This is a genomic window from Dermacoccus sp. BD5, assembly GCF_044878485.1.
GTDB lineage: Bacteria > Actinomycetota > Actinomycetes > Actinomycetales > Dermatophilaceae > Dermacoccus > Dermacoccus nishinomiyaensis.
The window spans coordinates 58634-83368 of the sequence record NZ_JANJER010000008.1 but is presented as its reverse complement, the minus strand read 5'-3'; the positions used below and the strand labels follow the sequence as shown (position 1 = coordinate 83368).

Genomic DNA, 24735 nt, shown 5'->3' with positions numbered 1-24735 from the left:
CAATGAAGCGCCCGTCCACGCTCATGAGAGGAGGCCTGACATGACCCGCAACTTCCGCGACGAGTGGGAGGCGTCCGCGCACGCCGACGACCAACCGGTCGCGTCGGCCGAGGTGCAGCAACAGATCGCTGCCCTGCTGCGGACGGAGGCCTCCCGCGACGCTCCCCGCATGCCCGACGACGTCGCCACGCGCGTGCGCGACGCGCTGACGAGCGCGTCCCGTGAGGCGGGGGTGCCCTCGGACGAGAGGCTGTCGGACGTGCGACGTCCGCCCGAAGATCTCCAGCGCGATGAGCACCCCAGGATGCCCCCGGCGGTGCCGCTGCCGCAGCGTCCTGGAACGCAGCAGCGCCCTGCGGCCCCGGCTTCCGAAGGACAGATGAATCCTCCGGCGGCGTCGCAGAGACCGTCAGGGGCCACCGTCACCTCCCTGGACGGCCATCGTCGCCGACGCACCCTCGGGCGCGCGGCGCTGGCGCTCGGCGCCGCGGCGGCCGTCGCCATCGGTGCGGTGACCCTCGTGACGAACCGTGACGAGTCCCATCCGAGTGCCCAGCCCACGGCAGGGGCGTCGATGGAACCTGCCGAGGAGAACTACGCCTCACGCGTGCGTGTCACGCAGACGCAGACGAAGTACACGTCGACGGATCTCGCAACGCAGGCTGCGGCGCTGCGGACGTCGAAGTCGCCTGCGATCGAACCCGCGCAGGCCAACGCGCAATCCCTGGGCCCCCTGGCCACCGGCGAGGGCGTGCAGGCCTGCCTGCAGGCCGTCGCGAAGGGCGTCATCGAGAAGCCCGACGCCGTCTACGCCGACTTCGCCACCTACGACGGCACCCCCGCCGTCATCGTCGTCGCCGTGAAGGGCCGCACGTCGACGGCCTGGGTCGTCTCGCGCACCTGCAGCACGGCCACCGACCTCGAGGCGGGGCCGACGTCCGTCACGACGTGAGGGCCGGGGTCGACGGTTTCGCATCGACTTGCTCGCCAGCCCGGTGGCTCGACGCCGCGGTACGCCTCGGCATGCGCTCGGAATGTCCCACGACTAGAGTGCGTTGTGCAGGGTGACAGCGGGCGCGCGACAGCGCCGAGACCTTCCCCGGGCAGCCCGTGACAAGACAACGAAGGAAGCTTTCGTGAGCGACCAGGCCGTGCGCAACCTCATCATCATCGGCTCCGGCCCCGCCGGGTACACCGCCGCCGTCTACGCGGCGCGAGCCAATCTCGAACCGCTCGTGTTCGAGGGCTCCGTCACCGCTGGTGGCGCCCTGATGAACACCACCGAGGTGGAGAACTTCCCCGGTTTCTCGGACGGCATCATGGGCCCCGACCTCATGGAGAACATGCGTGCGCAGGCCGAGCGCTTCGGCGCCGAGCTCGTGCGTGACGACGTCACATCCGTCGATCTCACCGGTGCCGTCAAGACGGTCGTCGACGGCGAGGGCGTCACCCACCGCGCGAAGGCCGTCATACTCGCGATGGGCTCGGCATACCGCGAACTGGGCCTTCCCGACGAGAAGCGCCTCTCCGGCCACGGCGTCTCGTGGTGCGCGACGTGCGACGGCGCGTTCTTCCGCAACCAGGAGATCATCGTCGTCGGCGGCGGCGACTCGGCCGTCGAGGAGGCCACGTTCCTCACGCGCTTCGCCGCGAAGGTGACGATGGTGCACCGGCGCGACGAGCTTCGCGCCTCCAAGATCATGGCCGAGCGCGCCGAGAACGACCCCAAGATCGAATTCGCCTGGAACAGCGAGGTCGTCGCCATCCACGGCGAGGACAAGCTGACCGGCGTGACGCTGCGCGACACCGTCACCGGTGACGAGCGCGAGCTCGCCGCGACCGGCCTGTTCATCGCGATCGGCCACCTGCCGCGCAACGAGCTCGTCACCGGGCAGATCGAGCTCGACGACGAGGGTTACGTCGTCGCGCAGGAGCGTTCGACGCACACGAACGTCGACGGCGTCTTCGCGTGCGGCGACCTCGTCGACCACACCTACCGTCAGGCCATCACGGCCGCCGGTTCGGGCTGCTCCGCAGCCCTCGACGCCGAGCGCTTCCTCGCCCACCTCGACGCGGCCGGCGAGCCCGCTCCCGACGCGTCCCTCACCGCGGAGCCGCAGGGCGCCGACGCGGCGCGCTGATCATCTTCGACCGACCAAGAACCATCGACCACGGCTGCCGCTTCGCCGGTGCCGGCACAGAGGAGAACATCATGGGAGCCACCAAGCCCACCACGGACGCCACGTTCGACGCCGACGTCCTGAAGAACAGCAAGCCCGTCCTCGTCGACTTCTGGGCCGAGTGGTGCGGCCCCTGCCGCGCCGTCGCGCCGATCCTCGAGGAGATCGCAGCGGCGAACGCCGACAAGATCGACGTCTACAAGCTCAACACGGACGAGAACCCGGCGATCTCCGCGAAGTACGGCATCACCGGCATCCCGACGATGAACGTCTACCAGAACGGTGAGGTCGTCAAGACGATCGTCGGCGCCATGCCGAAGCCGAAGCTGCTGCGCGAGCTCGAGCCGTTCCTCGGCTGAACCGAGCCGCATCACGACCCTGTCGGGCACGCAGCGTCCGACGACGAAGCCCCGGCCCACCAGACATGGTGGGCCGGGGCTTTTCGTCTCTACCCCCGTGCTGCCCTGCCCTTGCGCCCAGATGCACCCGGGTGCACTTGGAAGCAAGGGGGGCGCCGTCAGCGGTTCAGCGGTTCTTGTCGAACTCTCGCTTGATGGCCGCCCCGCAGATACCGAGGACGACGAGGCCCAGCACCGCCATACCCCAGTCGCCGTGCATGACGTCGCCGATGACCAAGTAGGCGAAGATCAGCGCGAAGAGGCAGAAGATGACGAGCTGCGGCGTCGCTGTGCGGCCCCGACGGCGGTCGATGGCGTTGTCGCTCAGCGGATCCGTGCCGTCGATCAGCGGAGCTTCGGTGATGTCGGAACGTGTCAGATGCCCGTCCTGCGTCTGCGCCGTGGCCGAGCTGCCGTCGGAATGATTGACCTCAGGAGCCTCATCCGGGTCGAGACGCTCAGCCACGTTCGATCCCGAGAGCGTCCATGATGCGGTTGAGGTCGTCGACGGAGGCGAACTCGACGGTGAGCTTGCCCTTGTTCTTGCCCATCGTGATGCCGACGCGGGTGTCGAGCTTGTCGGCGAGATTGCTGGCCCAGTGATCGAGATCCGGGTTGGTTTCACGTGGAACAGCGCTCTTGCGCGGCTTCGTGTCGTCGCCGAGCGCGATGATCTCCTCCGTCGCGCGCACGGAGAGGCCCTCGGCCACGATGCGCTGGGCGAGCCGCTCCATCGCGGCGGGGTCACTCATGCCGAGCAGGGCACGGGCGTGGCCGGCACTCAGGACACCCGCGGCGACGCGACGCTGCACCACCGGCGGCAGCTTGAGCAGGCGGATCGTGTTGGAGATCTGCGGGCGGCTGCGGCCGATCTTCGTGGCAAGCTCGTCGTGCGTGCAGCCGAAGTCCTCGAGCAACTGTGCGTAGGCCGCCGCTTCTTCGAGGGGGTTGAGCTGGCTGCGGTGCAGGTTCTCGAGCAGGGCGTCACGCAGCAGATCCTCGTCCGTCGTCGAACGGACGATGGCCGGCACGGTCGCGAGACCGGCCTCCTGCGAGGCCCGCCAACGCCGCTCACCCATGATGAGTTCGTACGGCGTCTGCGCGTGATCCGGGTCGCCCTCCGGCACGGGCCGCACGACGATGGGCTGCAGAACCCCGATCTCGCCGATCGAGTGGACGAGTTCGGCCATGTGCTCCTCGTCGAACATCGAGCGCGGCTGCTTCGGGTTCGGGCGGATCAGCGACTGCGGGATCTCGGCGAACGACGCACCAGGCACGGGCGCGAGGTTCGACGTCACGTCCCTCTCGTCATCAATGCCGACCGCGTCATCACGCTGTGCTTGCTGCGCTTCGAGCTTCGCCACCTCTGTTTCACGTGAAACGCTCGGCGCCTGCCCCGCGGGCTGCGTGACGGCGGCCGCGGCCGCGGCGAGGTCGTCGTGGCGGCGGTGCGTCGAGGCGCGCGATTCGGTCCGGGGTTCGGTACCCCGCGGCGCCTGGTGCGACGGGCGCGGCGTGAGGGCCTCGCTGAAACGGCTCGCACGGGCCTCCGGGGCGCTGGGTTCGTCGCCGTCCTGCGTGCGCGAGGCCTTGGAGTCGGTGAAGAAGACGTCCGTCGGGCGCGTCACCCGCGTCGGTTCGGTGGTGTTGGGGATGAGCGCACCCAGGCCACGGCCGAGTCCACGTCGCTTGTCGTTCATCGAGGTCCACTTCCTACACGGTGGGTCAGGCGGGATGAGTATGAGAAGGCTGCGTACGACGTTGCAGCATGACGGCAATCGCCGTCGGGCGTCACGGCGTCGGTCATCGTCCGATGCGCCCCGACGGCTCGGGCACGCTCGCACCGCGCAGGGCGATCTCCCGAGCAGCATCGCGGTAGCTCGTCGCACCGGTGCTCGTCGGGTCGTACGTCATGACGGTCTCGCCATGGCTCGGCGCCTCCGAGATGCGCACCGAGCGCGGCACGAGCGCGCCGAGCACCTGCTCGGGGAAGTGCGCGCGCACCTCGTCCGCGACCTGCGCGGAGAGGTTGGTGCGCCCGTCGTACATGGTGAGAAGGATGGTCGAGACGTGCAGCCCGGGGTTGAGGTGCATCTTGATCATCTCGATGTTCTTGAGCAGCTGGCTCAGCCCCTCGAGCGCGTAGTACTCGCACTGGATGGGGATGAACACCTCGTCAGCCGCGACGAACGCGTTGACGGTGAGCAACCCGAGGCTCGGCGGGCAGTCGATGAAGACATAGTCGAAGCGCTCGTCCGGGGTCGAGTCAGCCAACTGCGCGTTGATCGCACGGTGCAGACGGGATTCGCGAGCGACCAGGGAGACGAGCTCGATCTCCGCGCCGGCGAGGTCGATCGTCGCCGGCGCACACCACAGGCCGGGGATGTCGGGGCACTGGGCCATGACCTCGTCGACCGGCGTTCCTTCGACGATGACGTCGTAGACGCTCGGCACGTCGGAGTGGTGCTCGATGCCGAGAGCAGTGGAAGCGTTGCCCTGCGGGTCGATGTCGATGACAAGAACCTTGAGCCCCGCCTGAGCGAGCGCCGCCGCGACGTTCACGGTCGTCGTCGTCTTCCCGACGCCGCCCTTCTGATTCGCGACCGTGAGCACCCGCGGGTGCGTCGGGCGCGGCAATTGTTCGACGCTCGTGAAGCTCACGCGAGCCGGCCTGGGCTCGGCTGACGGTGCCTCGGGATCGGCGTGGAGCACATCGCGTCGTCCTTCGTCGTCCATGGGGTGCTGTGGGTCGTCGTGATCTGTCATGCCTTGCCAGTCGGTGTCCGTCGCGCGTTCGAAGCTGGGGACGCGGGGGCGGGCGTGGCGGCGAGCGCGCCGCGACGGCAGGGGCGAGCGCGCAGCCAGGGCGGGATCAGCCTCGACGCTCTGCGACTGCGGAGAGTCTGTGGCCTCGGATTCGGCATGATGACGCGGCACGTACCCCGCGCTCTGTGCAGAATTGCGGTGAGACACATCGTCTTGTGCCGCAGTGCCCTCGGGCACCTCGGCCGTGCCCTGACCTGCCGATGCCTCGTCGACGACGGGACCGGTCAACGTCACCGTCGTGGCGGCATCCCCCACACCTTCGCCATCGGAGACGGCGACCTCGGCCTTCGTGTCAGCGGCACCAGAGTCAGCACGGTCGTCATCGGCCCGGGCGTCGGTTGGGGTAGCGGCCTCGACGCCATCGGCCGACTCGGTTCCATCCGCGTCACGCGGCGCGGGAGCCGTCGGGGTCGATGTTTCACGGGGAACAATCGCCCCGCCGAGCAGGATGTCGTAACCGAGCGCAGCTCGCACGTCAGAGACGGCATCGCCGGCTGGGGCGGCATCCTCGCCATCCTGCATCTCGCGAGGTGAGGGTTCCGATTCCCTCATGGGTGCGGCGTCCTGGTCGGCGGCCGACGGCTCAGCGACATCGGTCGTGCGCTGGCCGGTGACCTCCGAGACCTGCGGATCCATCATCGGCTGAGGTGTTTCACGTGAAACGTCAGCACCGATCGGGCCCTCAGCCTGCTCCGTGACGACCGGATTCACCACCGTGACGACCGCATCACCGCCGAGGCTCTCGGCCGCTGCGGTGGAGATACCCTGCCATCCGACGGGCTCTGGGCTCGGGCCCGTGTGCGCGACGCCAGGCCTGTGGGTGGGCCAGCCGACTGGGGCAGTGGATGTCACCGGTTCTCCTCGGATTCGCGTTGACGGCAAGACCCCATTGTGTCACCTGTGGCGCAGGGGGCGAACGCGGCTGTCCCCAGGCCTGACGTTGCCGTCACACCTGGGGACAGGGAATCACGTGGGGTGGCGCACCGGCACCGGAGAGAACCTCAGGCGCGCCGATCTGGACGGCGGGACGGCTTCTGCTTGGTCTTGTCGATCGTGCCGGCCTGCTTGCGCGTGAGTTGCGGCGCGACGCCGTCGACGGTGAGCCGGACGGTCACCGTCGGTGGCTCGACGGTGCCCTCGCCCCACGTCTCCACCTCAGCCGTGCGAACACGCAACCGGCGCAGTACGGCCTCGTCCTCGTCACGCTCTTCGGCGGCACTCGAGCCCTTGAGGACGAACATCTCGCCGCCCCGGCTCACGAGCGGCAACGACCAGCGCGCCAGTTCCCCGATGCGCGCGACGGCACGTGACGTCACGACGTCGAACGTGCGCTGCCCCCACAACTCGTCCGCACGGGCGCGCACCACCTCGACGTTCGGCAAGTCGAGTTCTTCGACGACGTCGGCCAGCCACGTCGTCCGTCGAAGCAGAGGTTCGACGAGCGTCATCGTGAGGTCGGGGCGGGCAATGGCGAGGACGAGGCCGGGCAGCCCGGCGCCGGCACCGATGTCGGCAACGTGCGCCCCCCGGGCGATTCCGGGGTGGACGACGGCGCAGTTGAGGACGTGCCGTTCCCACATGCGCGGCACCTCACGCGGGCCCATGAGCCCGTGGCTGACGCCGGTGTCGCACAGGGCGTCGACGTAGCGCGTCATGAGCGGCAGCCGGTCAGCCAGGAAGGCTGCTGCCGTGTCGGGTGCCGGAGGCGGCGAAGACGCCTGCGGGGCCGCAGGCGTCTTCGCGTCGTGCTCGTGAGCGGGCTGCGTCATGCTGCCGTCTCACGCTCGAGTTTCACGTGAAACACGATCATTCGGGCAGCACCACGACGTAGCGGTTCGGCTCGGCGCCCTCGGATTCCGACGTAAGCCCCGCGGCGAGCACCACATCGTGCACGACCTTCCGTTCGAACGCGGTCATCGGCTCCATCTCGACCTTGACGCCAGTCTTCTTCGCTTCCGCGACGGCGTCAGCAGCCTTCGACTCGAGAGCGCTTCGTCGCTCGGCACGATGGCCGGCGATGTCGAGCATCGCGCGGCTGCGCTCGCCCGTCTCAGCCTGGACGGCGAGACGCATGAGTTCCTGCAGGGCGTCGAGCGTCTTACCGCCGGAGCCGACGAGGGAGCGCGGCACCTGGCCTTCCTCGGAGTCGACGATGGAGACTGCCGCGCGGCCTCCCTCGACCTCGACGTCGATGTCGCCGTCGAGGTCGGCGATGTCGAGCAGCTTCTCGAGGAAGTCCGCCGCGATCTCACCTTCGCGCTCGAGGTTGGTGACGCCAGAGCGTCCCGGTGCCTGTTCGGTCATGATGACGTCCCTCTCACTTCTTGCGCTTCGAGCGCGGCGTGTTCTTCTTCGGCTGGTTGCGCGGCCCGGTCTGCGGCGCCTTGGTGGCCCGGCCGTTCTCGCGCACCGGGTTCGTGGCCGCGGGTGTCTCGACGACGCTCGACTCGACGACGTCGTCACTCGCAGCCGCCTTCTTCTTCGACATGGAGACCTTCGATGCGCCGGCGGGGCGTGCACCCGTCTTGAGGCCCTGCTGTTCGCGGGCCTGTTCTTGCGCCTTCTCCATGGCCTGGGCGAAGCGGCCCTTCGGTTTGCCTTCGTTGGCCTTGCGCAGATCGTCCATCGTGACGGTCTTGTGCTCGCGCCCCTTGGCGCGGTTGCGCTCCTCGAGCTTCTTCTCGGCGGCCGATCCGGGCGTCGGCATGCGGTGGATGACGAACCACTGCTGGCCCATCGTCCACACATTCGTGACGAACCAGTAGATGAGGACACCGATCGGGAAGTTCACACCGGAGATCGCGAAGAAGATCGGCATCAGGTAGATGATGATCTGCTGCTGCTTCGCCATCGGCCCCTCGAGTGCGGCCTTCGGCATGTTGCGCCGCATCAGCTGGTGCTGGGTGATGAACGATGTCGCCGACATGAGGACGATGAGCAGGATGGCGACCCACTTGGCCGATCCCCAGCCGTCCGTGCCCATGAAGGTGTCGGACAGCTTCGCACCGAACAGCTTCGAGCTCTCTGCCTGGCCGGCGAGTGACTTCGTGAGGAAGCCGATCTCATCGTGACGCCCGTCAGCGATCTTGCTCAGGTTGTTGAGCACCCGGAACAGCGCGAAGAAGAACGGCGCCTGGAGCAGGATCGGCAGGCACGAGCCGAGAGGGTTGGTACCGGTGGTCCGGTACAGCTCCATCATCTCTTCCTGCTGCTTGGCGCGGGACTCAGGATCCTTCTTGCCCTTGTACTTGGCCTGGATCTTCTGCATCTCTGGCTGCACGAGCTGCATGCGACGCGACGCGTGGATCTGCTTGACGAACAGTGGGATCAGCAGGATGCGCAGCACAATGACGAGGCCGGCGATGGACAACGCCCACGTCCAGCCGGACGCCTCGGGCAGGCCGACGAGCGAGAAAAGCTTGTGCCAGCCGACCATGATGGCGGCGACGAACCACTCGAGTGGATAGAGCAGGGTGTCCATCAATCATCCTTCGCAATGATGTGGGCGTGAGTCGACGCCGCTCGCGGACGAGCAGGCGTCAGGAGGTCTTCTTCTGAGGAACGTGGTCGACCCCGCCGGGGTTCCACGGATGGCAACGGCCGAGCCGCTTGAGCGTGAGCCAGGTGCCCTTGATCGGGCCGAATCGCTGCAGGGCCGTGAGGCCGTACGTCGAGCACGACGGGTAGAACCGGCACGTGGCAGGCAACGCCGGGGAGATCCACCGACGGTAGAAACGGACGACCACGAGCAGCGGCCATACGACGACGCGGCGCCAGCCGTGCTGTTCGTCCGGCACCGGTGTGGCTGACGCGGCGTGGTCGCCGGGCACATCATCGCCGGCCGGCGCTCGAGGCACCCCGGCACTCATCGTCGAACCCTGGAGGCGTCCTGATGCGCCCGGTCCGATGGTTCACGTGAATCCGTTTCACGTGAAACATCCTGTGGTCGCTGACGTCGCGTCGCCTTGGCGAGCATCCGATCGAACTCCCTCGCGACGTCGTGGCTCGAGGCACCGGCGATCGCCGGGTTCGCGCGCACGACGATGTCGAGCCCGGGGTCGATCTCACTCAGCGCGTCCCGGGCGACGTGCCGCAGCACGCGTTTGGCCCGCGAACGCACGACGGCGTTGCCCACGGCCTTTGAAACGACGAAACCGACGCGCGGCCCCACCCGATCCTCGGGTGAAAGGCCGAACGCGTCGGCGTCGATCACATGAACGGCGAGCAGCGAGCCACCCGCGCGCCCCGCACGTCCATCCCGCAGGACGGCGCGGTACTGCCCTGCGTCACGAATGCGATGCTGAGCAGGGAGCACGGCCGGTCGTGGGCCGAACTCAGGCGGAAAGCTGCTTGCGACCCTTGGCGCGGCGGTTCGCCAGGATGGCGCGGCCGGCGCGGGTGCGCATGCGCAGACGGAAGCCGTGCGTCTTGGCGCGGCGACGGTTGTTGGGCTGGAAGGTGCGCTTGCTCACGTCGAACTCCATTGGGGAAGGGCGAACGCTCGCGCGCCGCCGTCGTGCTGATGGTCAGGGTTGTCGCGCCACCCGCACGTGACGGGCTCCAGGCTCTTCGAACCTTCGGCATCCCACTCCTGCAGCACCGGCAATGGCGGCCCACAGGGCCTGCCCATCGGCGAAAATACCTTGGAACGGCACGCATCGAGGCGGTGGATCACCGTCATCGGGGCGCAGACAATCGTCATCTAGCTTACGCATGCGGGGCCAACAGGGTCAAAACGTCCGAACCTCCACTCCATACCCAACAGCGCGCGCACGCGAATAACACATCTGTGATTCACACGCCGCTGCACAAATCCAGTCGACACGCCGTTAGCCTGACGAGAAGACGACATTCCCCTCGTCTGGCGCGCACCGCCCGATGAGCCCCACGACACAACACCGTGCACAGGCTGTGGATAACTCTGTGGATATGGGGCCTACTATGGGAGACGCCCAGCCCGCCTCGTCGCCATCACGGCCTCGAGCACCGACGACCGACCGGCTGCGAACCCGCAGCGCCAGGAGGAGCCACGTGACCACCGACGAACCCGTCGACTACGAGCGCACCTGGCACGCCGCGTTGGAGGACATGGACAAGCACGGCATCGGCTCGCGTGATCGCGCCTACCTCAACCTGACGCGCTTCGTCGGGCTGCTCGGTGACAACGTGCTGCTGTCCGTGCCCTTCGATCAGACGAAGCGGATGCTCGAGGGGCCGCTGCGCGAACCCGTGGCGAAGGCACTGTCGGATCAGCTCGGCCAACAGGTGCGCGTCGCCATCAGCGTCGATGAGAGTCTCCAGGCAGCGGTGCGAGACCTCGACGACGACGGTGACGCGTCCGACGAGAACACCTCTGCAGCAACCGAATCCGATGATGGAACGCTCGGGTTCACCATGCCCGGCCAGGGCGCACCACGGCCGACGAAGGCCGACCCGGGCGTCGTCCTGCCGCCCCGCTCGACGGGCTATCAGCGCGATGCCGCTGCCGCTCCGAGCGACACCGAGGCCCCGCGCCTCAACCCCAAGTACACGTTCGACACGTTCGTCATCGGTGAGAGCAACCGGTTCGCGCACGCCGCCGCCATCGCCATCGCCGAGGAGCCGGGCCAGGCCTACAACCCCCTGTTCATCCACGGCGACTCGGGGCTCGGCAAGACCCACCTGCTGCACGCGATCGGTCACTACGTGCACGACTACCACCCGAAGCTGCGGGTGCGATACGTCAGCTCCGAGGAGTTCACGAACGACTTCGTCAACTCGATCCGTGACGACCGCGCCGCGACGTTCCAGCGCCGCTACCGCGACGACGTCGACGTCCTGCTCATCGACGACATCCAGTTCCTGCAGGGCAAGGAGCAGACGCAGGAGGAGTTCTTCCACACCTTCAACGCGCTGCACTCCACCGGCAAGCAGATCGTGCTGACCTCGGATCAGCCGCCGGAGAAGCTGACGACGTTCGCCGACCGCATGCGCAGCCGCTTCAAGTCGGGGCTGACGACGGACGTCCACCCGCCCGAGCTGGAGACGCGCATCGCGATCCTGCGCAAGAAGGCCAACGCCGAGCGCATGGACATCGGTGATGACGTGCTCGAGCTCATCGCCTCGAAGATCTCGACGAACATCCGTGAGCTCGAGGGCGCGCTCATCCGTGTCGCCGCTTATGCGTCGCTGCAGAAGGAACCGGTCGACCGGGCGAAGGCCGCGTTCGTCCTCAAGGACGTCGTGCCGAGCGAGACGGGGCAGATCACCGTCGGCCACATCATCGCCGAGACGGCCGTCTACTTCGGGGTGACGGTCGACGACATCAAGGGCCCGTCGCGCTCACGCAACCTGACGATGGCGCGTCAGATCGCCATGTACCTGTCGCGGGAGCTGACGGAGCACTCATTCCCACAGCTCGGACAGCACTTCGGTGGGCGCGACCACACGACCGTCATGCACGCGGAGAAGAAGATCCGCCAGCTCATCGGTGAGCGTCGCCCCGTGTACGACCAGATCACGGAGCTGACGACGCAGATCCGCCGTCGCAGTCACTGACTCCACGGCACGTCGCCATGATCGACGTCCCTGCGAGCGCCTGACGCTGAGACAATGCGCGGATGACGACGCACCGCGCCCCGCATGCTGCTCCCCTTGACGCAGCCACATCAGGGACGCGTCGTGCCGGCGCCGTCCTCACGCTCGTGCTGGCCGGGCTGTCGATGTTCGGCCCCTTCAACGTCGACGCGCCCCTGCCCGCGTTCGCCCGAATGGGCGCCGAGTTTCACGTGGAACCGGCCGCGATGCAGCAGGTGGTCAGCGTCTACCTGTTGTCGTTCGCCGTCATGAGCCTGTTCCACGGGCCGGTGTCGGACGCGGTGGGTCGCAAACCCGTCATGACGGTGGGGATCGGTGTCTATGTCCTCGCCTCCGTCGGCTGCGCCCTGGCGCCGTCTCTGCCACTGCTGCTCGTGTTCCGCGCGTTCCAGGGGTTCGCGGCCGGGGCAGGTCAGATCATCGCGCGTGCGGTGATCCGCGACCTCTTCTCCGGCCCCGAGGCACAACGCCTGATGAGCCAGGTGTCGATGATCTTCGGACTCGCGCCGGCCTTCGCGCCGATCCTGGGCGGTGCCTTGCTGACGGTGGGCGACTGGCGCTCGATCTTCTGGTTCCTCACCGCGTTCGGTGTGGTCATGACCATCTGCGTGAGCAGGTTCCTGCCCGACACTTCCCGTGGAACAACGCTCGTCCCTCGCACTCGGGCCCATCGTGAGCGCTCTCCTGGCGGCACGGCGCAGCGGTCGGTTCCTACGCATCGCGCTGGCCGCGTCGCTCGCGTTCGCAGGACAGTTCTTGTTCATCTCGAACGCGCCTCTCTTCCTCGGCAGGCTGCTCGGGCTCGGCGAGAACGAGTACTGGATGTTCTTCGTGCCGATGGTGGTGTGCATGATCGCGGGCTCCTGGCTGAGCGCGCGGGCCGACGGGCACCTCAGCGCCGCCCGGCAGGCGTCGTACGGCCTGCTGTTCGCCCTCGCCTCAGCCACGGTCGGCGTCGTCATCGCACTGCAGCCGTGGGGCAGCGACGTCCCGTGGGCGCTCGTCGCGCCTTCCCTGACGGCCTTCGGGGTTGCGGTCGCTCTGCCGGTGCTCCAGCTCGCGCAGCTCGACGAGTTTCCCCAGGCGCGTGGCACGGCGGCTTCCGCCGGCACCTTCGTCAACCTCGTCTTCGCCGCTGCTCTCGCCGGGGTGATCGGACCGTTGGTGGCCACGGACCTCGTGACGATGGCGCTCGCCGCCTTCTGCTGCGTCGCATCGGGCGCGTTGCTCTGGGCCGCCCACGTGGCGGCGCGTCCATGAGTGCGTGAGTGAACGGCGAGCCAACGCCCGACGGCTGCCAAACTGCCGCTCGGCAGCTCGCAGGTGGCCACCCACATGGTTGTCCACAGAATCTGGGGACAACCATGTGGGTAAGGTGTGGGCCGCTGACGGCCCGCGAACATCCGAAGGTCCCCGAGCCCCGGAATGGCGCTCATCCACACCTGTGGACAACACTGTGGAAATGTGGACGACACCAATGTGATTCCCTCCTGGTTCGCGGCGACCACCCAGCCGTCATCGAGTGATCCATCCCTCATCCACGGGGTTATCCACAGTTTCTGGGGATGAAGCAGTGGAAAACCCGTCCGATCAGGGGAAAACCCACCCTGCAACGACAGCCGGCTGTGGATGAAGATTTTCTCTCCACAACCGGCTGTCACCATCCACAGCACCGATCCCCACGTCACCCACACCCGAGATCCCAGTGCTGACGAGGACGAACAGGGGTTTTCCCCACCATCCACACCCCCTATGACGACGACCAACATCTTCACCATGGCGAGAAAGCGCCCCACGTATCCACACCGCACCCCACTGTCGACGAGCCGGCGACGTCCCCCGTCAGCACCCCTCGTCGTCTCTTGGGCGAGGCCGACGACCTGAGCTAGGCTCACGAGCGCACAGCTGTGCCTGTGGCATCGACGCGGAGTTCGTTCGCAGCAGAAGCCACCCCGCACGTGACGAGACATCGCACGAGGGTCACAGCTCGCCTGCGACGACGAACGATGAGGGACGGTGGACGTGAAGCTCCGGGTTGAACGCGATGTGTTGGCCGAAGCGGTGGCCTGGGCAGTGCGCGGTCTGTCGCAGCGCCCGCCCGTCCCCGTGCTCGCGGGTGTCCTGCTCGAGGCGAGCCCCGAGGGTCTGACGCTGTCCGCGTTCGACTACGAGGTCTCCGCGAAGGTGACGGTCGACGCCGACGTCGAGGAGGCGGGCACCGTCCTCGTCCTCGGCCGCCTGCTCGCCGACATCACGAAGAGCCTTCCGCACAAGCCGATCGAACTGATCAGCGAGGGCTCGAAGGTGCAGGTCACGTGCGGCAGCGCGAAGTTCAGCCTCCAGAGCATGCCGACGGGCGAGTACCCGACGTTGCCCGCCAACCCCGATCCGACGGGCGTCATCGCCGGGGACGTCTTCACGCAAGCCGTCGCGCAGGTCAGCGTCGCGGCCGACCGCGGCGACACCCTGCCCATCCTCACCGGCGTGCGCGTCGAGGTCTCCGGCAACAAGCTGACGCTGCTCGCGACGGACCGCTACCGCCTCGCGATGCGCGAGGTCATGTGGAACGCCGGAGACGATGGCGCCGAGTACGCGGCGCTCGTGCCCGCGCGCACCCTAGACTCGCTTGCCAAGTCCCTCGGTGCCGCCGGCAACGTCTCGCTCTCCCTGAGCGGCGCGTCGACGGGCTCTGGTCTCGCCGGTTTCGAGGCCGGCCAGCGTCGCATGACGACGCGTCTGCTCGACGGCGACTACCCCAAGGTGACGAGCCTGTTCCCGACGAGCGTCGACACGACGGCGATCGTCGAGACGGCGCAGCTCGCCGAGGCGTGCAAGCGCGTCTCCCTCGTCGCTGAGCGGAACATGCCCGTCCGTCTGCGGTTCGCCGAGGATTCGGTGCGCATCGAGGCCGGCACGGGCGAGGACGCGCAGGCCTCGGAGACGTTCGAAGCGAAGATCGACGGCCCCGAGCTCGAGATCGCGTTCAGCCCCCAGTTCCTGCTCGACGGGCTCGGCGTCGTCGGCACGAAGTACGTCCGCCTCGGCTTCACCCAGCCGACGCGTCCGGCTGTCCTGTCCGGTCAGGACGAGATCGACGGTGACGCCGACGATAGCTATCGCTACCTCATCATGCCGGTGCGTTTCGCGAACTGACGGCCGTTCGGACAGCGTTCGCGCCCCTGCCCGGACGGGCGTAGCGTGAACCCTGAGTTTTCGTGATGCGCGCGTTCCAGACGTGCGTGTCGGACATGCAACGTCACGAAGGAGAAGACCCATGCAGCTTGGTTTGATCGGTCTCGGCAAGATGGGCGGCAACATGCGCGATCGCATGAAGGCTGCGGGCATCGAGGTCATCGGCTACGACACGAATCGCGAGATCAGCGACGTCGCGGACCTCGCCGAACTCGTCGAGAAGCTCGACGCACCGCGCAACATCTGGGTCATGGTGCCGGCCGGCAAGATCACCGACTCCGTCATGTCCGAGCTGCAGGGCCTGCTCGCCGAGGGCGACCTCGTCATCGACGGTGGCAACAGCAAGTGGTCCGACGACCAGGGCCACGCCGAGCAGTTCGCCAAGACGGGCGTGCACTTCATGGACTGCGGTGTCTCCGGCGGCATCTGGGGCAAGGAGAACGGCTACGGCCTCATGTGCGGCGGTGACGACGCCGACGTCGAGCGCATGATGCCGGTCTTCGACGCACTGCGCCCGGAGGGCCCCCGCGAGGAGGGTTTCGTCCACGCCGGTGAGGTCGGCGCCGGTCACTACGCCAAGATGGTCCACAACGGCATCGAGTACGGCCTCATGCACGCCTACGCCGAGGGCTGGGAGCTGCTCGAGGCGAAGGACATCGTCACCGACGTCCACGGCTGCTTCAAGGCCTGGACGCGCGGCACCGTCGTGCGTTCCTGGCTGCTCGACCTCATGGTGAAGGCGCTCGAGGAGACGCCGCACCTCGAGGGCGTCTCCGAGTACTCGACCGACTCCGGTGAGGGTCGCTGGACGCTCGAGGAGGCCATCGCGAACGCCGTCCCGATGCCGGTGCTCGCCGCCGCGCTGTTCGGCCGTTTCGCCTCGCGCCAGGAGAACAGCCCGCAGATGCAGGCGGTCGCCGCACTGCGCGGTCAGTTCGGCGGGCACGAGGTCATGCAGTTCGGTCGCGAGCCGTGGCGCGCCGCGAAGGAAGGCCAGGCCGAGGTCTCCGGCGCCGCCGAGCCGAAGAAGGACGCGGGCGCCGCGCGCCCAGGCGCTGCCCCCAACGAGCACTGATCGGCGTTCGCTGATCTGACGATTCGACCCCAGGGCATCCGAGCCACCGACCGAAAGCGCTGTGAGACTCCGCCATCTGTCGCTGCGTGACTTCCGCTCCTACACGGAGGCGGAAGTCGAGCTCGCTGACGGAGTGACCACATTCGTGGGCCTCAACGGCCAGGGCAAGACCAACCTGGTCGAAGCCGCCGGTTACCTCGCGACCCTGGGGTCGCATCGTGTCTCGACGGACGCTCCCCTCGTCCGCTTCGGAGCCGAGCGGGCCTTCGTGCGCGCGGCCGTCGTCCGTGATTCACGTGAAACAGTGCTCGAGCTCGAGATCATTCCGGGTAGGGCCAACCGGGCACGCATCGGACGCGCGGCCGCGGGGCGTCCCCGTGACATCCTCGGGTCGCTGCGAACCGTGCTCTTCGCGCCGGAGGATCTCGCGCTCGTCAAGGGCGACCCCGGGGAACGTCGCCGATTTCTCGACGACCTCCTCGTCGCGCGTCAACCGCGCTGGGCCGGTGCTCGTTCGGACTACGACAAGATTCTCAAGCAGCGCAACGCCCTGTTGCGCTCCGCCCAATCGGCGCTCAAGAAGGCCGCTCGAGGCGCTCGCCTCTCGGCGGATGAAGAGGTTTCACGTGAAACAGCGCTCGACACGCTGGTCGAGTGGAACACGCACCTCGCGTCAGTCGGTTCTGCCCTCGTCTACGCCCGTCTACGGTTGCTGAAAGATCTGGCCCCCTACGTGGCCCAGGCGTACGACGAGGTGAGTGCCGGGCGTTCTGATGCGCGCCTCGCGTATGTGTCGTCACTGCCGGAGTCGACCGCGGCGCGCATCGCCTCGGGCGAGGTTCCGGAGCGCGACGAGCTCGAGAAAGCCTTTCATGAGGCGTTCGAGCTCCAGCGGACCCGCGAGATCGAACGTGGTGTCACCCTCGTGGGGCCGCACCGGGACGACGTCACCCTGACGCTCGGAGACCTGCCCGCCAAGGGCTACGCGAGTCACGGTGAGTCGTGGTCGTTTGCGCTCGCCCTGCGCCTCGCGGCCTTCCACCTGCTGCGTCATGACCTCGGCACCGACCCCGTCCTCGTCCTCGACGACGTCTTCGCCGAACTCGACGCGGGGCGCCGCGAACGGCTGGCCGACATGGTGAGCGACGCCGAGCAGGTGCTCATCACCGCCGCCGTTGAGGAGGACGTTCCCGCGCGGCTTTCCGGCCAGGTCTTCCACGTGACGAAGGGCCACGTCGCGCCTCGAGGCGATGGCTCCCTCGAGGAGGCGCCTGGCGGCGTCCAGACCGCGGCTCACCCCGGTGTGCCCGAGGCCGAGGACGCCCCGGATGGGCCCGCCCGTGATGCGGACGACCGTGATGACGGTGACGCGGCTGATGAGTGAGACCAGCGGCATCGATGCGGGGGCACCGGACGATCAGGCCCCGGGCACTGGCACTGGCACCGATAGTGCCGAGGCGCCGGTCGAGTCGAACGCTGAGGACGAGCGCACCGTCGCCGCGCGGTTGGCGCTCGCTCGGGCTCAGCGCAATGCCGCCGAGCGGGGTTTTCGTCCGGGCTCGCGTCCTGCGCCCCGGCGTTCCCGCTCGACGCAGAGCTTCACGCCGTCGTCGAATCGCGATGGACGCGACCCCCAACTCATCGACTCGACGATGAAACGCCTCCTGCTCGAGCGGGGGTGGAACGTCGACGTGGCAGCCGGCGCCGTCATGTCGCGGTGGGCCGATCTCGTCGGTGCGGGCGTGGCTGAGCACGCTCGGCCTCTCACGTTCGAGGACGGCGTGCTCATCGTGCGCGCGGAATCGACGGCCTGGGCCACGCAGCTGCAGCTGCTCACCACATCCCTGCTGGCCTCCATCGCTGACGGTGTGGGTGAGGGCGTCGTCAACGAACTGCGGGTTGTCGGCCCGAGCGCCCCGAGCTGGGTGCGCGGCCCGCGTCGTGTCGCAGGACGCGGACCACGCGACACCTACGGCTGACGGCCGCGCCTGTTTCACGTGGAACCTTCCCGGTTTCGTGTGCAGAGCGCCTCCAGCGAAACCCCGCAGCATGTCCGCGTCACCCCGTCGACGCTGAGAGAGGAGCCCGAGGGAGGCCGGCCGAGCCAGAGGCCGATGAGTGCCCTCGAGGCCCCGGTCGACGATCCCCGGCACGTCGAGGCCTCGTTCCCGCGTGCACGAGGCCCTCTGGAGCGTTTCGTGGCTATGTTCTGAGCCGTGCTACCAGTAAGATGGACATGATTCGCACGTTGTATCGCGTCACGAGCCCGCACGCACGTCGTTGCGGGAGTCACGCCTCGGGTTTCCCGCTCCGAGAGCCGGCGCTCTGCAACGGTGCCACGCACGGTGAAGGAGCACAGTGGCCGACAAGCCCAGCGACGACTCGATCGACCCGACGAGGCAGGATCCCTCGCTCGTAGACGCAGCCGACGGCGCGTCAGAGCAGGTCGAGCAGCACGTCCGGTCCCAGATCGACACGGAGTACGACGCCGACGCCATCCAGGTCCTCGAGGGCCTCGAGGCCGTCCGCAAGCGGCCCGGCATGTACATCGGCTCCACGGGTGAGCGCGGCCTGCATCACCTCGTGTGGGAGATCGTCGACAACTCGGTCGACGAGGCCCTCGCCGGTCACGCGACGCGCGTCGACGTGACGATCCTGCCCGACAACGGCATCCGCGTCTCCGACAACGGCCGCGGCATCCCGACGGGCCGCAACGAGGCGTACGACATGTCGACCGTCGAGCTCGTCCTCACCCAGCTGCACGCCGGAGGCAAGTTCGGTGGCGGCGGCTACAAGGTCTCCGGTGGTCTGCACGGCGTCGGCAGCTCGGTCGTCAACGCCCTGTCGACGCGCCTCGAGGCCGAGGTGCGGCAGAAGGGCCACGTCTACCGAATGGAGTTCGCGGGCGGCGTGCCGCTCGGCGAGCTGCGTGAGGAAGAGGAGAGCGACGAGACCGGCACGACGATCACGTTCTGGGCGAGCCCGGAGATCTTCGAGACGACCGTCTACGACTTCGAGACGATCCGTGCGCGCTTCCAGCAGATGGCCTTCCTCAACAAGGGCCTGACGATCTCCCTCACCGATGAGCGTCCCGACGCCGTCGACGAGGGTGCTGCAGAGGAAGCTGCGGCCGACGCTGCAGCCGAGGGTGCCGACGCCGCACAGGCTGACGAGGCCGCCGCGCAGGCGAAGAAGGGCAAGAGCGTCACGTACTGCTACGCGGACGGTCTGCTCGACTACGTCAAGCACCTCAACTCCTCCAAGCGCGCCGAGGTCGTCAACGAGGACATCATCGCCTTCGAGCACGAGGACGCCGAGCGCTACCTCTCGGTCGAGGTCGCGATGCAGTGGACGACGGCATACAGCGAGTCCGTCCACACGTACGCCAACACGATCAACACGCACGAGGGCGGCACGCACGAAGAGGGTTTCCGCGCGGCGATGACGAAGCTCGTCAACGACTTCGCGCGCCGCGAGAAGCTGCTCAAGGAGAAGGACGACAACCTCACCGGTGACGACATCCGCGAGGGGCTGACGGCCGTCATCAGCGTCAAGCTTGCCGAACCACAGTTCGAGGGCCAGACGAAGACGAAGCTCGGCAACTCCGAGGTCAAGGGCTTCGTCCAGACCGCGGTGCGCGACGAGTTCGACCACTGGCTGCAGATGCACCCGCGCGAGGGCAAGGCGATCGTCAGCAAGGCCATCGCCGCCGCGTCGGCGCGGATGGCGGCCCGCAAGGCGCGCGAGACCGCGCGACGCAAGGGCCTGCTCGAATCGGGTGGACTGCCGGGCAAGCTGCGCGACTGCCAGAGCAAGGATCCGTCGATCTCCGAGGTGTTCATCGTCGAGGGTGACTCGGCCGGCGGCTCGGCGGTGCAGGGGCGCAACCCGTTCAACCAGGCGATCCTGCCGATCCGCGGCAAGATCCTCAACGTCGAGAAGGCACGCCTCGACAAGGTGCTCGCGAACAATGAGGTGCAGGGCCTGATCTCGGGCTTCGGCACGGGCATTGGCGAGGACTTCACGATCGAGAAGGCGCGCTACCACAAGATCGTCCTCATGGCCGACGCCGACGTCGACGGCATGCACATCCGCACGTTGCTGCTCACTCTGCTGTTCCGCTTCATGCGCCCGCTCATCGAGGCCGGATACGTCTACCTCGCCCAGCCGCCGCTTTACCGCATCAAGTGGAGCAACCACGAGCACGAGTTCGCCTTCACCGACCGCGAGCGCGACGCGATGATCGACGCAGGCCAGTCGAAGGGCTGGCGCCTGCCGAAGGAGAACGGCGTCCAGCGCTACAAGGGTCTCGGCGAGATGAACTACCAGGAACTGTGGGAGACCACGATGGACCCGGAGTCGCGCACGTTGCTCCAGGTCACGCTCGAGGATGCCGCGGCCGCCGACGAGATCTTCGCCGTGCTCATGGGTGAGGACGTCGAATCGCGACGCAGCTTCATCCAACGCAACGCGAAGGACGTCAGGTTCCTCGACATCTGATCTGCGTTTCACGTGAAACGTGAGCGACGAGCCGCTCCGTTTCACGTGAAACATCGCGACAACTCGACAACCCTTCATCGAAGGAATGACACATGTCTGACGACACGAACCTGCCGGGCGACGACGCGTCCGACCTGCCGGACGATCTCCCCGAGGTCCCCCAGGGCGACGCCGACGCTCCCGCCAGCGACGCCGCAGCAGCCGCGGCCGGCATCGACCCCACGCGCCCCGAGCCGCCGACGATGAAGGTGCCGAACACGCCGGAGGCGCAGGCCGCCGTCGCCGCTCCTGTTGCGCACCGCGTCGACCCGATCGACCTCAACGCCGAGATGCAGCGCAGCTACATCGAGTACGCGATGAGCGTCATCGTCTCGCGCGCTCTGCCAGACGTGCGTGACGGCCTCAAGCCCGTGCACCGTCGCATCGTCTACGCCATGTACGACGGCGGTTACCGCCCCGACCGCGGGTACAACAAGTGCAGCCGCGTGGTCGGTGACGTCATGGGTCAGTACCACCCGCACGGTGACTCGGCGATCTACGACGCTCTCGTGCGTCTCGTGCAGCCGTGGTCGATGCGCTACCCGCTCGTCGACGGCCAGGGCAACTTCGGTTCGCCCGGCAACGACGGCGCAGCCGCCCCGCGATACACCGAGTGCCGCATGGCGCCCCTCGCGATGGAGCTCGTGCGCGACATCCACGAGAACACCGTCGACTTCGAGCCCAACTACGACGGCAAGACGCTGCAGCCCAGCGTCCTGCCGAGCCGTTTCCCGAACCTGCTCGTCAACGGCAGCGCCGGCATCGCTGTCGGCATGGCGACGCAGATCCCGCCGCACAACCTGCGCGAGGTCGCCGACGCCGCGCAGTGGCTGCTCGCGAACCCCGAGGCCTCGCGTGAGGCACTGCTCGAAGAGTGCCTGCGTCGCATCCCCGGCCCGGACTTCCCGACCGGCGCGCTCATTATGGGCAAGCGCGGCGTCGAGGACGCCTACCGCACCGGCCGCGGCAGCATCACGATGCGCGCCGTCGTCAACGTCGAGGAGATCCAGGGCCGTCAGTGCCTCGTCGTCACGGAGCTGCCGTACCAGGTCAACCCGGACGCGCTCGCCGAGAAGATCGCGATGCTCGTCAAGGACGGCAAGATGGCCGGCATCGCCGACATCCGCGACGAGACGTCGGGGCGCACCGGTCAGCGCCTCGTCATCGTGCTCAAGCGTGACGCGATCGCCAAGGTCGTGCTCAACAACCTCTACAAGCACACGCAGCTGCAGCAGAACTTCGGCGCGAACATGCTCGCCCTCGTCGACGGTGTGCCGCGCACACTGCCGATCAGTGCGTTCATCCGGTACTGGGTCGAGCACCAGATCGACGTCATCGTGCGTCGCACGCAGTTCCGTCTCGACGAGGCCGAGAAGCGCATCCACATCCTGCGCGGTCTGTTGAAGGCCCTCGACATGCTCGACGAGGTCATCGCCCTCATCCGTCGCAGCCCGACGGTCGACGATGCCCGCACGGGCCTCATCGAGCTGCTCGACATCGACGAGATCCAGGCCAACGCCATCCTCGAGATGCAGCTGCGTCGCCTCGCGGCGCTCGAGCGTCAGCGCATCATCGAGCAGCACGACGAGCTGCAGGCGAAGATCGACGACTACAAGGACATCCTGGCCAAGCCGGAGCGTCAGCGTCAGATCGTCAGCGACGAGCTCGCCGAGATCGTCGAGAAGTACGGCGACGACCGTCGCAGCCAGATCGTGCCGTTCGACGGTGACATGAACATGGAAGACCTCATCCCCGAAGAGGACGTGGTCGTCACCATCACGCGCGGCGGCTACGTCAAGCGCACGAAGGTGAGCGAGTACCGCAGCCAGCGTCGCGGTGGCAAGGGTGTGCGCGGCGCGACGCTGCGCGGTGACGACGTCGTCGGGCACTTCTTCACGACCTCGACGCACGACTGGCTGTTGTTCTTCACGAACGCCGGCCGCGTCTACCGGACGAAGGGCTACGAGCTGCCGGAGGGCTCGCGCGACAGCAAGGGCCAGCACGTCGCGAACCTGCTCGCGTTCCAGCCGGGCGAGCAGATCGCTCAGGTCATGGCGCTGCGCACCTATGCCGACTCGGAGTACCTTCTGCTCGCGACCCGCAACGGCCTCGTCAAGAAGACGCGCCTGTCGGAGTATGACTCGCCGCGTTCGGGCGGCCTCATCGCCGTCAATTTGCGTGACGGCGACGAGCTCGTCGGTGCCGGCCTCGCGACGCACGACGACGACGTCCTGCTCGTCAGCCGCAAGGGCCAGGCCGTGCGTTTCGCTGCGACGGACGACTCACTGCGTCCGATGGGCCGATCGACGTCGGGTGTCACCGGCATGAAGTTCCGCGAAGGCGACGAACTGCTGTCGATGAACGTCGTGCCGAAGGGCGCGAACGAGGTCGAGCGCGGGGCCGACGAGAAGCTGTGCGTTTTCGTCGTCTTCGAGAACGGGCTCGCCAAGCGCACGCCCGTGGAGGAGTACCCGACGAAGGGGCGCGCGACGCTCGGCGTCAAGGTCGCGACGATCTCAGAGCGAGGCGGTGACCTCGTCGGCGCGCTCGTCGTCGAGAACCGTGACGAAGTGATGGTCGTCATGGAGAAGGGCAAGATCGTCCGCTCGGCCGTCGCCGAGGTGCGTGAGACGGGCCGCAACACGCAGGGCGTGCAGTTCGCGACGCCCGGCAAGGGCGACTCGATCGTCGCCGTTGCGCGCAACGCCGAGAAGGATTCTGAGGAAATCGACGATGACGCGGTAGTTTCGGAGACGAACGAGGCCGCGGAGTCAACTCAGGACGCAACGCACGCTCCGGACGACGAGTCGGCCTCCACGGAGAACAACGAGTCGGGAGACAGTGAGTGAGTGACTCGCGAGACGCGCGCGCGAAGCTGCCGAAATCTGCCGGGGGCGCCCCCCGAGCGGTCAAGGGCAGTAGTGCAGCGGCGCCAGCCACACGACCCCAGCAGCAGCGCGTGAGCACGCAGGCCGGCCGCGCGCCGGCGTCGTCGGGCCGCGGCGGCGCCCCACGTCGCTCCACGCCGCGCCGAGTGCGCCTGACGCTGTCGCGCGTCGACACGTGGTCGGTGCTCAAGATCGCCTTCCTGTTGTCGGTGGCCGTCGCCATCGCGTCCGTCGTCCTCGTGGCGACGTTGTGGACGGTGCTCGCGGGCATGGGCACCTTCAGCGCGATCAACGACCTGCTGCGGACGCTGGATCGTCAGGGCTCGAAGTTCGACATCCTCGACTACCTCGGGTTCGGCCGCTCGATCTCGTTCAGCATCGTCATCGGCGTGCTCAACATCATCCTCATGACGGCGATCGCGACCCTGAGCGCGTTCCTCTACAACATCTGCGCCTCCCTCGTCGGCGGCGTGCAGCTGACGTTGAGCGACGAGTGATCGCAGCCTGAGCAAGCGCGCGACGGGCCTGCCCTCCACGACGGTGGGGCGGGCCCGTCGTCGTCTGTCCAGGCTGGTGGGTGCGGGTCGCAGCTGGCCCGTGGCGATGCGGTGGGATAAGGCGCCGCCCGCGATTTGCGGGCCACGCCTGTGGTGGGTAATCTTACGTCTCGTGCTGATCACGCAGGTGAACGGCACGCACGCGGTGCAGGGGCCTATAGCTCAGTCGGTTAGAGCGCTGTCCTGATAAGACAGAGGTCACTGGTTCAAGTCCAGTTAGGCCCACCACCACTGCCCCTTGATTTCGCCAGGGAGTCGCATGTTCAAGGCACTTCTCGCATCTGCTGCGGCCGCTGCCGCTCTGTATGCGAACAGCGAATACCAGAAGCAGAAGCTGGGCAAGGAGCTGTGGGCGAAGGCCACGCAGGAGCCCGCCACGCAGGCGGCCGCCGAACAACCTGGCTGAAAAACCCTCGGGGGTATGGCGCAATTGGTAGCGCACCTGCTTTGCAAGCAGGGGGTTAGGGGTTCGAGTCCCCTTACCTCCACCGAGAACGAAGAGCC

The 24735-nt window shown here is 67.7% G+C and carries 23 protein-coding genes, 2 tRNA genes and 1 pseudogene; 17 read left to right on the top strand and 9 right to left on the bottom strand.

All coding sequences use genetic code 11. The features are described from left to right. The first annotated feature begins 40 nt into the window (after nucleotides 1-40). The 3 genes from NQ706_RS07885 to trxA all read left to right on the top strand — a co-directional run bounded on the left by NQ706_RS07885 (nucleotide 41) and on the right by trxA (nucleotide 2539). A complete protein-coding gene (locus NQ706_RS07885) occupies nucleotides 41-952 on the top strand; it encodes a hypothetical protein (RefSeq protein WP_038566250.1) in 912 nt (303 codons plus the stop codon). 184 nt (nucleotides 953-1136) lie between these two features. Beyond that, a complete protein-coding gene (gene trxB, locus NQ706_RS07880; protein ID WP_038566252.1) occupies nucleotides 1137-2141 on the top strand; it encodes a thioredoxin-disulfide reductase in 1005 nt (334 codons plus the stop codon). A 71-nt stretch (nucleotides 2142-2212) separates the two neighbouring features. Then, entirely contained in the window at nucleotides 2213-2539 is a 327-nt protein-coding gene (gene trxA, locus NQ706_RS07875; protein ID WP_006944697.1) for a thioredoxin, read from the top strand. A 166-nt stretch (nucleotides 2540-2705) separates the two neighbouring features. Here trxA and NQ706_RS07870 read toward each other — a convergent pair whose 3' ends face one another. From NQ706_RS07870 to NQ706_RS07860, 3 genes are all read right to left on the bottom strand, one after another. Continuing rightward, the gene (locus NQ706_RS07870; protein WP_038566255.1) at nucleotides 2706-3044 is read right to left on the bottom strand and encodes a hypothetical protein; all 339 of its coding nucleotides are present in this window, start codon (nucleotides 3042-3044) and stop codon (nucleotides 2706-2708) included. Then, nucleotides 3037-4278 (bottom strand): ParB/RepB/Spo0J family partition protein, encoded by a 1242-nt coding sequence (locus NQ706_RS07865; protein ID WP_038566258.1) that lies wholly within the window; start codon nucleotides 4276-4278, stop codon nucleotides 3037-3039. Before NQ706_RS07865 ends, NQ706_RS07870 begins: the two co-directional genes overlap by 8 nt. Nucleotides 4279-4381: 103 nt before the next feature. After that, nucleotides 4382-5443: a ParA family protein gene (locus NQ706_RS07860; protein ID WP_404360724.1), complete on the bottom strand. Its 1062-nt coding sequence runs from the start codon at nucleotides 5441-5443 to the stop codon at nucleotides 4382-4384. On the opposite strand from NQ706_RS07860, the gene NQ706_RS07855 reads away from it, so the two are divergent. Next, nucleotides 5333-5938 carry a hypothetical protein gene (locus NQ706_RS07855; protein WP_404360722.1) on the top strand — a complete coding sequence of 202 codons (606 nt, stop codon included), beginning with the start codon at nucleotides 5333-5335 and terminating at the stop codon, nucleotides 5936-5938. The two genes, NQ706_RS07860 and NQ706_RS07855, sit on opposite strands and share 111 nt — an antisense overlap. A gap of 467 nt (nucleotides 5939-6405) precedes the next feature. On the opposite strand, the gene rsmG is transcribed toward NQ706_RS07855, so the two are convergent. From rsmG to rpmH, 6 genes are read right to left on the bottom strand one after another with little or no spacing between them, the layout of a single operon-like run. Further along, entirely contained in the window at nucleotides 6406-7173 is a 768-nt protein-coding gene (gene rsmG, locus NQ706_RS07850; protein WP_038566261.1) for a 16S rRNA (guanine(527)-N(7))-methyltransferase RsmG, read from the bottom strand. A gap of 37 nt (nucleotides 7174-7210) precedes the next feature. Then, nucleotides 7211-7708, bottom strand: coding sequence for a R3H domain-containing nucleic acid-binding protein (locus tag NQ706_RS07845; protein WP_038566264.1), 498 nt, complete (start codon nucleotides 7706-7708; stop codon nucleotides 7211-7213). A gap of 13 nt (nucleotides 7709-7721) precedes the next feature. Continuing rightward, nucleotides 7722-8885: a membrane protein insertase YidC gene (gene yidC, locus NQ706_RS07840; RefSeq protein ID WP_038566267.1), complete on the bottom strand. Its 1164-nt coding sequence runs from the start codon at nucleotides 8883-8885 to the stop codon at nucleotides 7722-7724. A 58-nt stretch (nucleotides 8886-8943) separates the two neighbouring features. Then, nucleotides 8944-9273, bottom strand: coding sequence for a membrane protein insertion efficiency factor YidD (yidD, locus tag NQ706_RS07835; RefSeq protein ID WP_081873519.1), 330 nt, complete (start codon nucleotides 9271-9273; stop codon nucleotides 8944-8946). Next, the gene (gene rnpA, locus NQ706_RS07830; RefSeq protein ID WP_051805420.1) at nucleotides 9270-9719 is read right to left on the bottom strand and encodes a ribonuclease P protein component; all 450 of its coding nucleotides are present in this window, start codon (nucleotides 9717-9719) and stop codon (nucleotides 9270-9272) included. The genes yidD and rnpA overlap by 4 nt, the downstream gene beginning before the upstream one ends. A gap of 19 nt (nucleotides 9720-9738) precedes the next feature. Next, the gene (gene rpmH / locus NQ706_RS07825) at nucleotides 9739-9876 is read right to left on the bottom strand and encodes a 50S ribosomal protein L34 (RefSeq protein WP_006944663.1); all 138 of its coding nucleotides are present in this window, start codon (nucleotides 9874-9876) and stop codon (nucleotides 9739-9741) included. A 616-nt stretch (nucleotides 9877-10492) separates the two neighbouring features. Here rpmH and dnaA point away from each other — a divergent pair. From dnaA to NQ706_RS07760, 13 genes and pseudogenes are all read left to right on the top strand, one after another. Further along, nucleotides 10493-11941, top strand: a complete 1449-nt coding sequence (dnaA, locus tag NQ706_RS07820) for a chromosomal replication initiator protein DnaA (protein WP_216227627.1) — start codon at nucleotides 10493-10495, stop codon at nucleotides 11939-11941. A 62-nt stretch (nucleotides 11942-12003) separates the two neighbouring features. Then, nucleotides 12004-12588 (top strand): annotated as a pseudogene (locus NQ706_RS07815) (MFS transporter); the annotation flags it as partial. Nucleotides 12589-12652: 64 nt separating this feature from the next. Continuing rightward, nucleotides 12653-13240: a hypothetical protein gene (locus NQ706_RS07810; RefSeq protein WP_235181975.1), complete on the top strand. Its 588-nt coding sequence runs from the start codon at nucleotides 12653-12655 to the stop codon at nucleotides 13238-13240. 762 nt (nucleotides 13241-14002) lie between these two features. Further along, the gene (gene dnaN / locus NQ706_RS07805; RefSeq protein WP_038569956.1) at nucleotides 14003-15133 is read left to right on the top strand and encodes a DNA polymerase III subunit beta; all 1131 of its coding nucleotides are present in this window, start codon (nucleotides 14003-14005) and stop codon (nucleotides 15131-15133) included. A gap of 121 nt (nucleotides 15134-15254) precedes the next feature. Then, nucleotides 15255-16247 carry a phosphogluconate dehydrogenase (NAD(+)-dependent, decarboxylating) gene (gnd, locus tag NQ706_RS07800; protein WP_038566270.1) on the top strand — a complete coding sequence of 331 codons (993 nt, stop codon included), beginning with the start codon at nucleotides 15255-15257 and terminating at the stop codon, nucleotides 16245-16247. A gap of 61 nt (nucleotides 16248-16308) precedes the next feature. Further along, a complete protein-coding gene (gene recF, locus NQ706_RS07795) occupies nucleotides 16309-17631 on the top strand; it encodes a DNA replication/repair protein RecF (protein WP_038566272.1) in 1323 nt (440 codons plus the stop codon). Continuing rightward, nucleotides 17624-18226: a DUF721 domain-containing protein gene (locus NQ706_RS07790; RefSeq protein ID WP_038569958.1), complete on the top strand. Its 603-nt coding sequence runs from the start codon at nucleotides 17624-17626 to the stop codon at nucleotides 18224-18226. The genes recF and NQ706_RS07790 overlap by 8 nt, the downstream gene beginning before the upstream one ends. A 379-nt stretch (nucleotides 18227-18605) precedes the next feature. Next, the gene (gene gyrB / locus NQ706_RS07785) at nucleotides 18606-20747 is read left to right on the top strand and encodes a DNA topoisomerase (ATP-hydrolyzing) subunit B (RefSeq protein WP_038566278.1); all 2142 of its coding nucleotides are present in this window, start codon (nucleotides 18606-18608) and stop codon (nucleotides 20745-20747) included. A 92-nt stretch (nucleotides 20748-20839) separates the two neighbouring features. Next, the gene (gyrA, locus tag NQ706_RS07780) at nucleotides 20840-23635 is read left to right on the top strand and encodes a DNA gyrase subunit A (protein ID WP_038566281.1); all 2796 of its coding nucleotides are present in this window, start codon (nucleotides 20840-20842) and stop codon (nucleotides 23633-23635) included. Nucleotides 23636-23745: 110 nt separating this feature from the next. Then, a complete protein-coding gene (locus NQ706_RS07775) occupies nucleotides 23746-24171 on the top strand; it encodes a DUF3566 domain-containing protein (protein WP_231729406.1) in 426 nt (141 codons plus the stop codon). Between the two features lie 211 nt (nucleotides 24172-24382). After that, a tRNA-Ile gene (locus NQ706_RS07770) sits at nucleotides 24383-24459 on the top strand. Nucleotides 24460-24490: 31 nt separating this feature from the next. Continuing rightward, nucleotides 24491-24637 carry a hypothetical protein gene (locus tag NQ706_RS07765; protein WP_167539816.1) on the top strand — a complete coding sequence of 49 codons (147 nt, stop codon included), beginning with the start codon at nucleotides 24491-24493 and terminating at the stop codon, nucleotides 24635-24637. Between the two features lie 9 nt (nucleotides 24638-24646). Next, a tRNA-Ala gene (locus NQ706_RS07760) sits at nucleotides 24647-24719 on the top strand. Nucleotides 24720-24735 lie beyond the last annotated feature (16 nt).

Bases quoted from the DNA above. Each gene is read 5' to 3' on its own strand.
- gnd (WP_038566270.1), top strand. From the start codon at position 15,255: ATGCAGCTTGGTTTGATCGGTCTCGGCAAGATGGGCGGCAACATGCGC.
- NQ706_RS07845 (WP_038566264.1), bottom strand. From the start codon at position 7,708: ATGACCGAACAGGCACCGGGACGCTCTGGCGTCACCAACCTCGAGCGC.
- gyrA (WP_038566281.1), top strand. From the start codon at position 20,840: ATGTCTGACGACACGAACCTGCCGGGCGACGACGCGTCCGACCTGCCG.
- NQ706_RS07790 (WP_038569958.1), top strand. From the start codon at position 17,624: ATGAGTGAGACCAGCGGCATCGATGCGGGGGCACCGGACGATCAGGCC.
- NQ706_RS07885 (WP_038566250.1), top strand. From the start codon at position 41: ATGACCCGCAACTTCCGCGACGAGTGGGAGGCGTCCGCGCACGCCGAC.
- NQ706_RS07865 (WP_038566258.1), bottom strand. From the start codon at position 4,278: ATGAACGACAAGCGACGTGGACTCGGCCGTGGCCTGGGTGCGCTCATC.
- trxA (WP_006944697.1), top strand. From the start codon at position 2,213: ATGGGAGCCACCAAGCCCACCACGGACGCCACGTTCGACGCCGACGTC.
- yidC (WP_038566267.1), bottom strand. From the start codon at position 8,885: ATGGACACCCTGCTCTATCCACTCGAGTGGTTCGTCGCCGCCATCATG.
- dnaA (WP_216227627.1), top strand. From the start codon at position 10,493: ATGGACAAGCACGGCATCGGCTCGCGTGATCGCGCCTACCTCAACCTG.
- NQ706_RS07765 (WP_167539816.1), top strand. From the start codon at position 24,491: ATGTTCAAGGCACTTCTCGCATCTGCTGCGGCCGCTGCCGCTCTGTAT.
- rsmG (WP_038566261.1), bottom strand. From the start codon at position 7,173: ATGACGCAGCCCGCTCACGAGCACGACGCGAAGACGCCTGCGGCCCCG.
- yidD (WP_081873519.1), bottom strand. From the start codon at position 9,273: ATGAGTGCCGGGGTGCCTCGAGCGCCGGCCGGCGATGATGTGCCCGGC.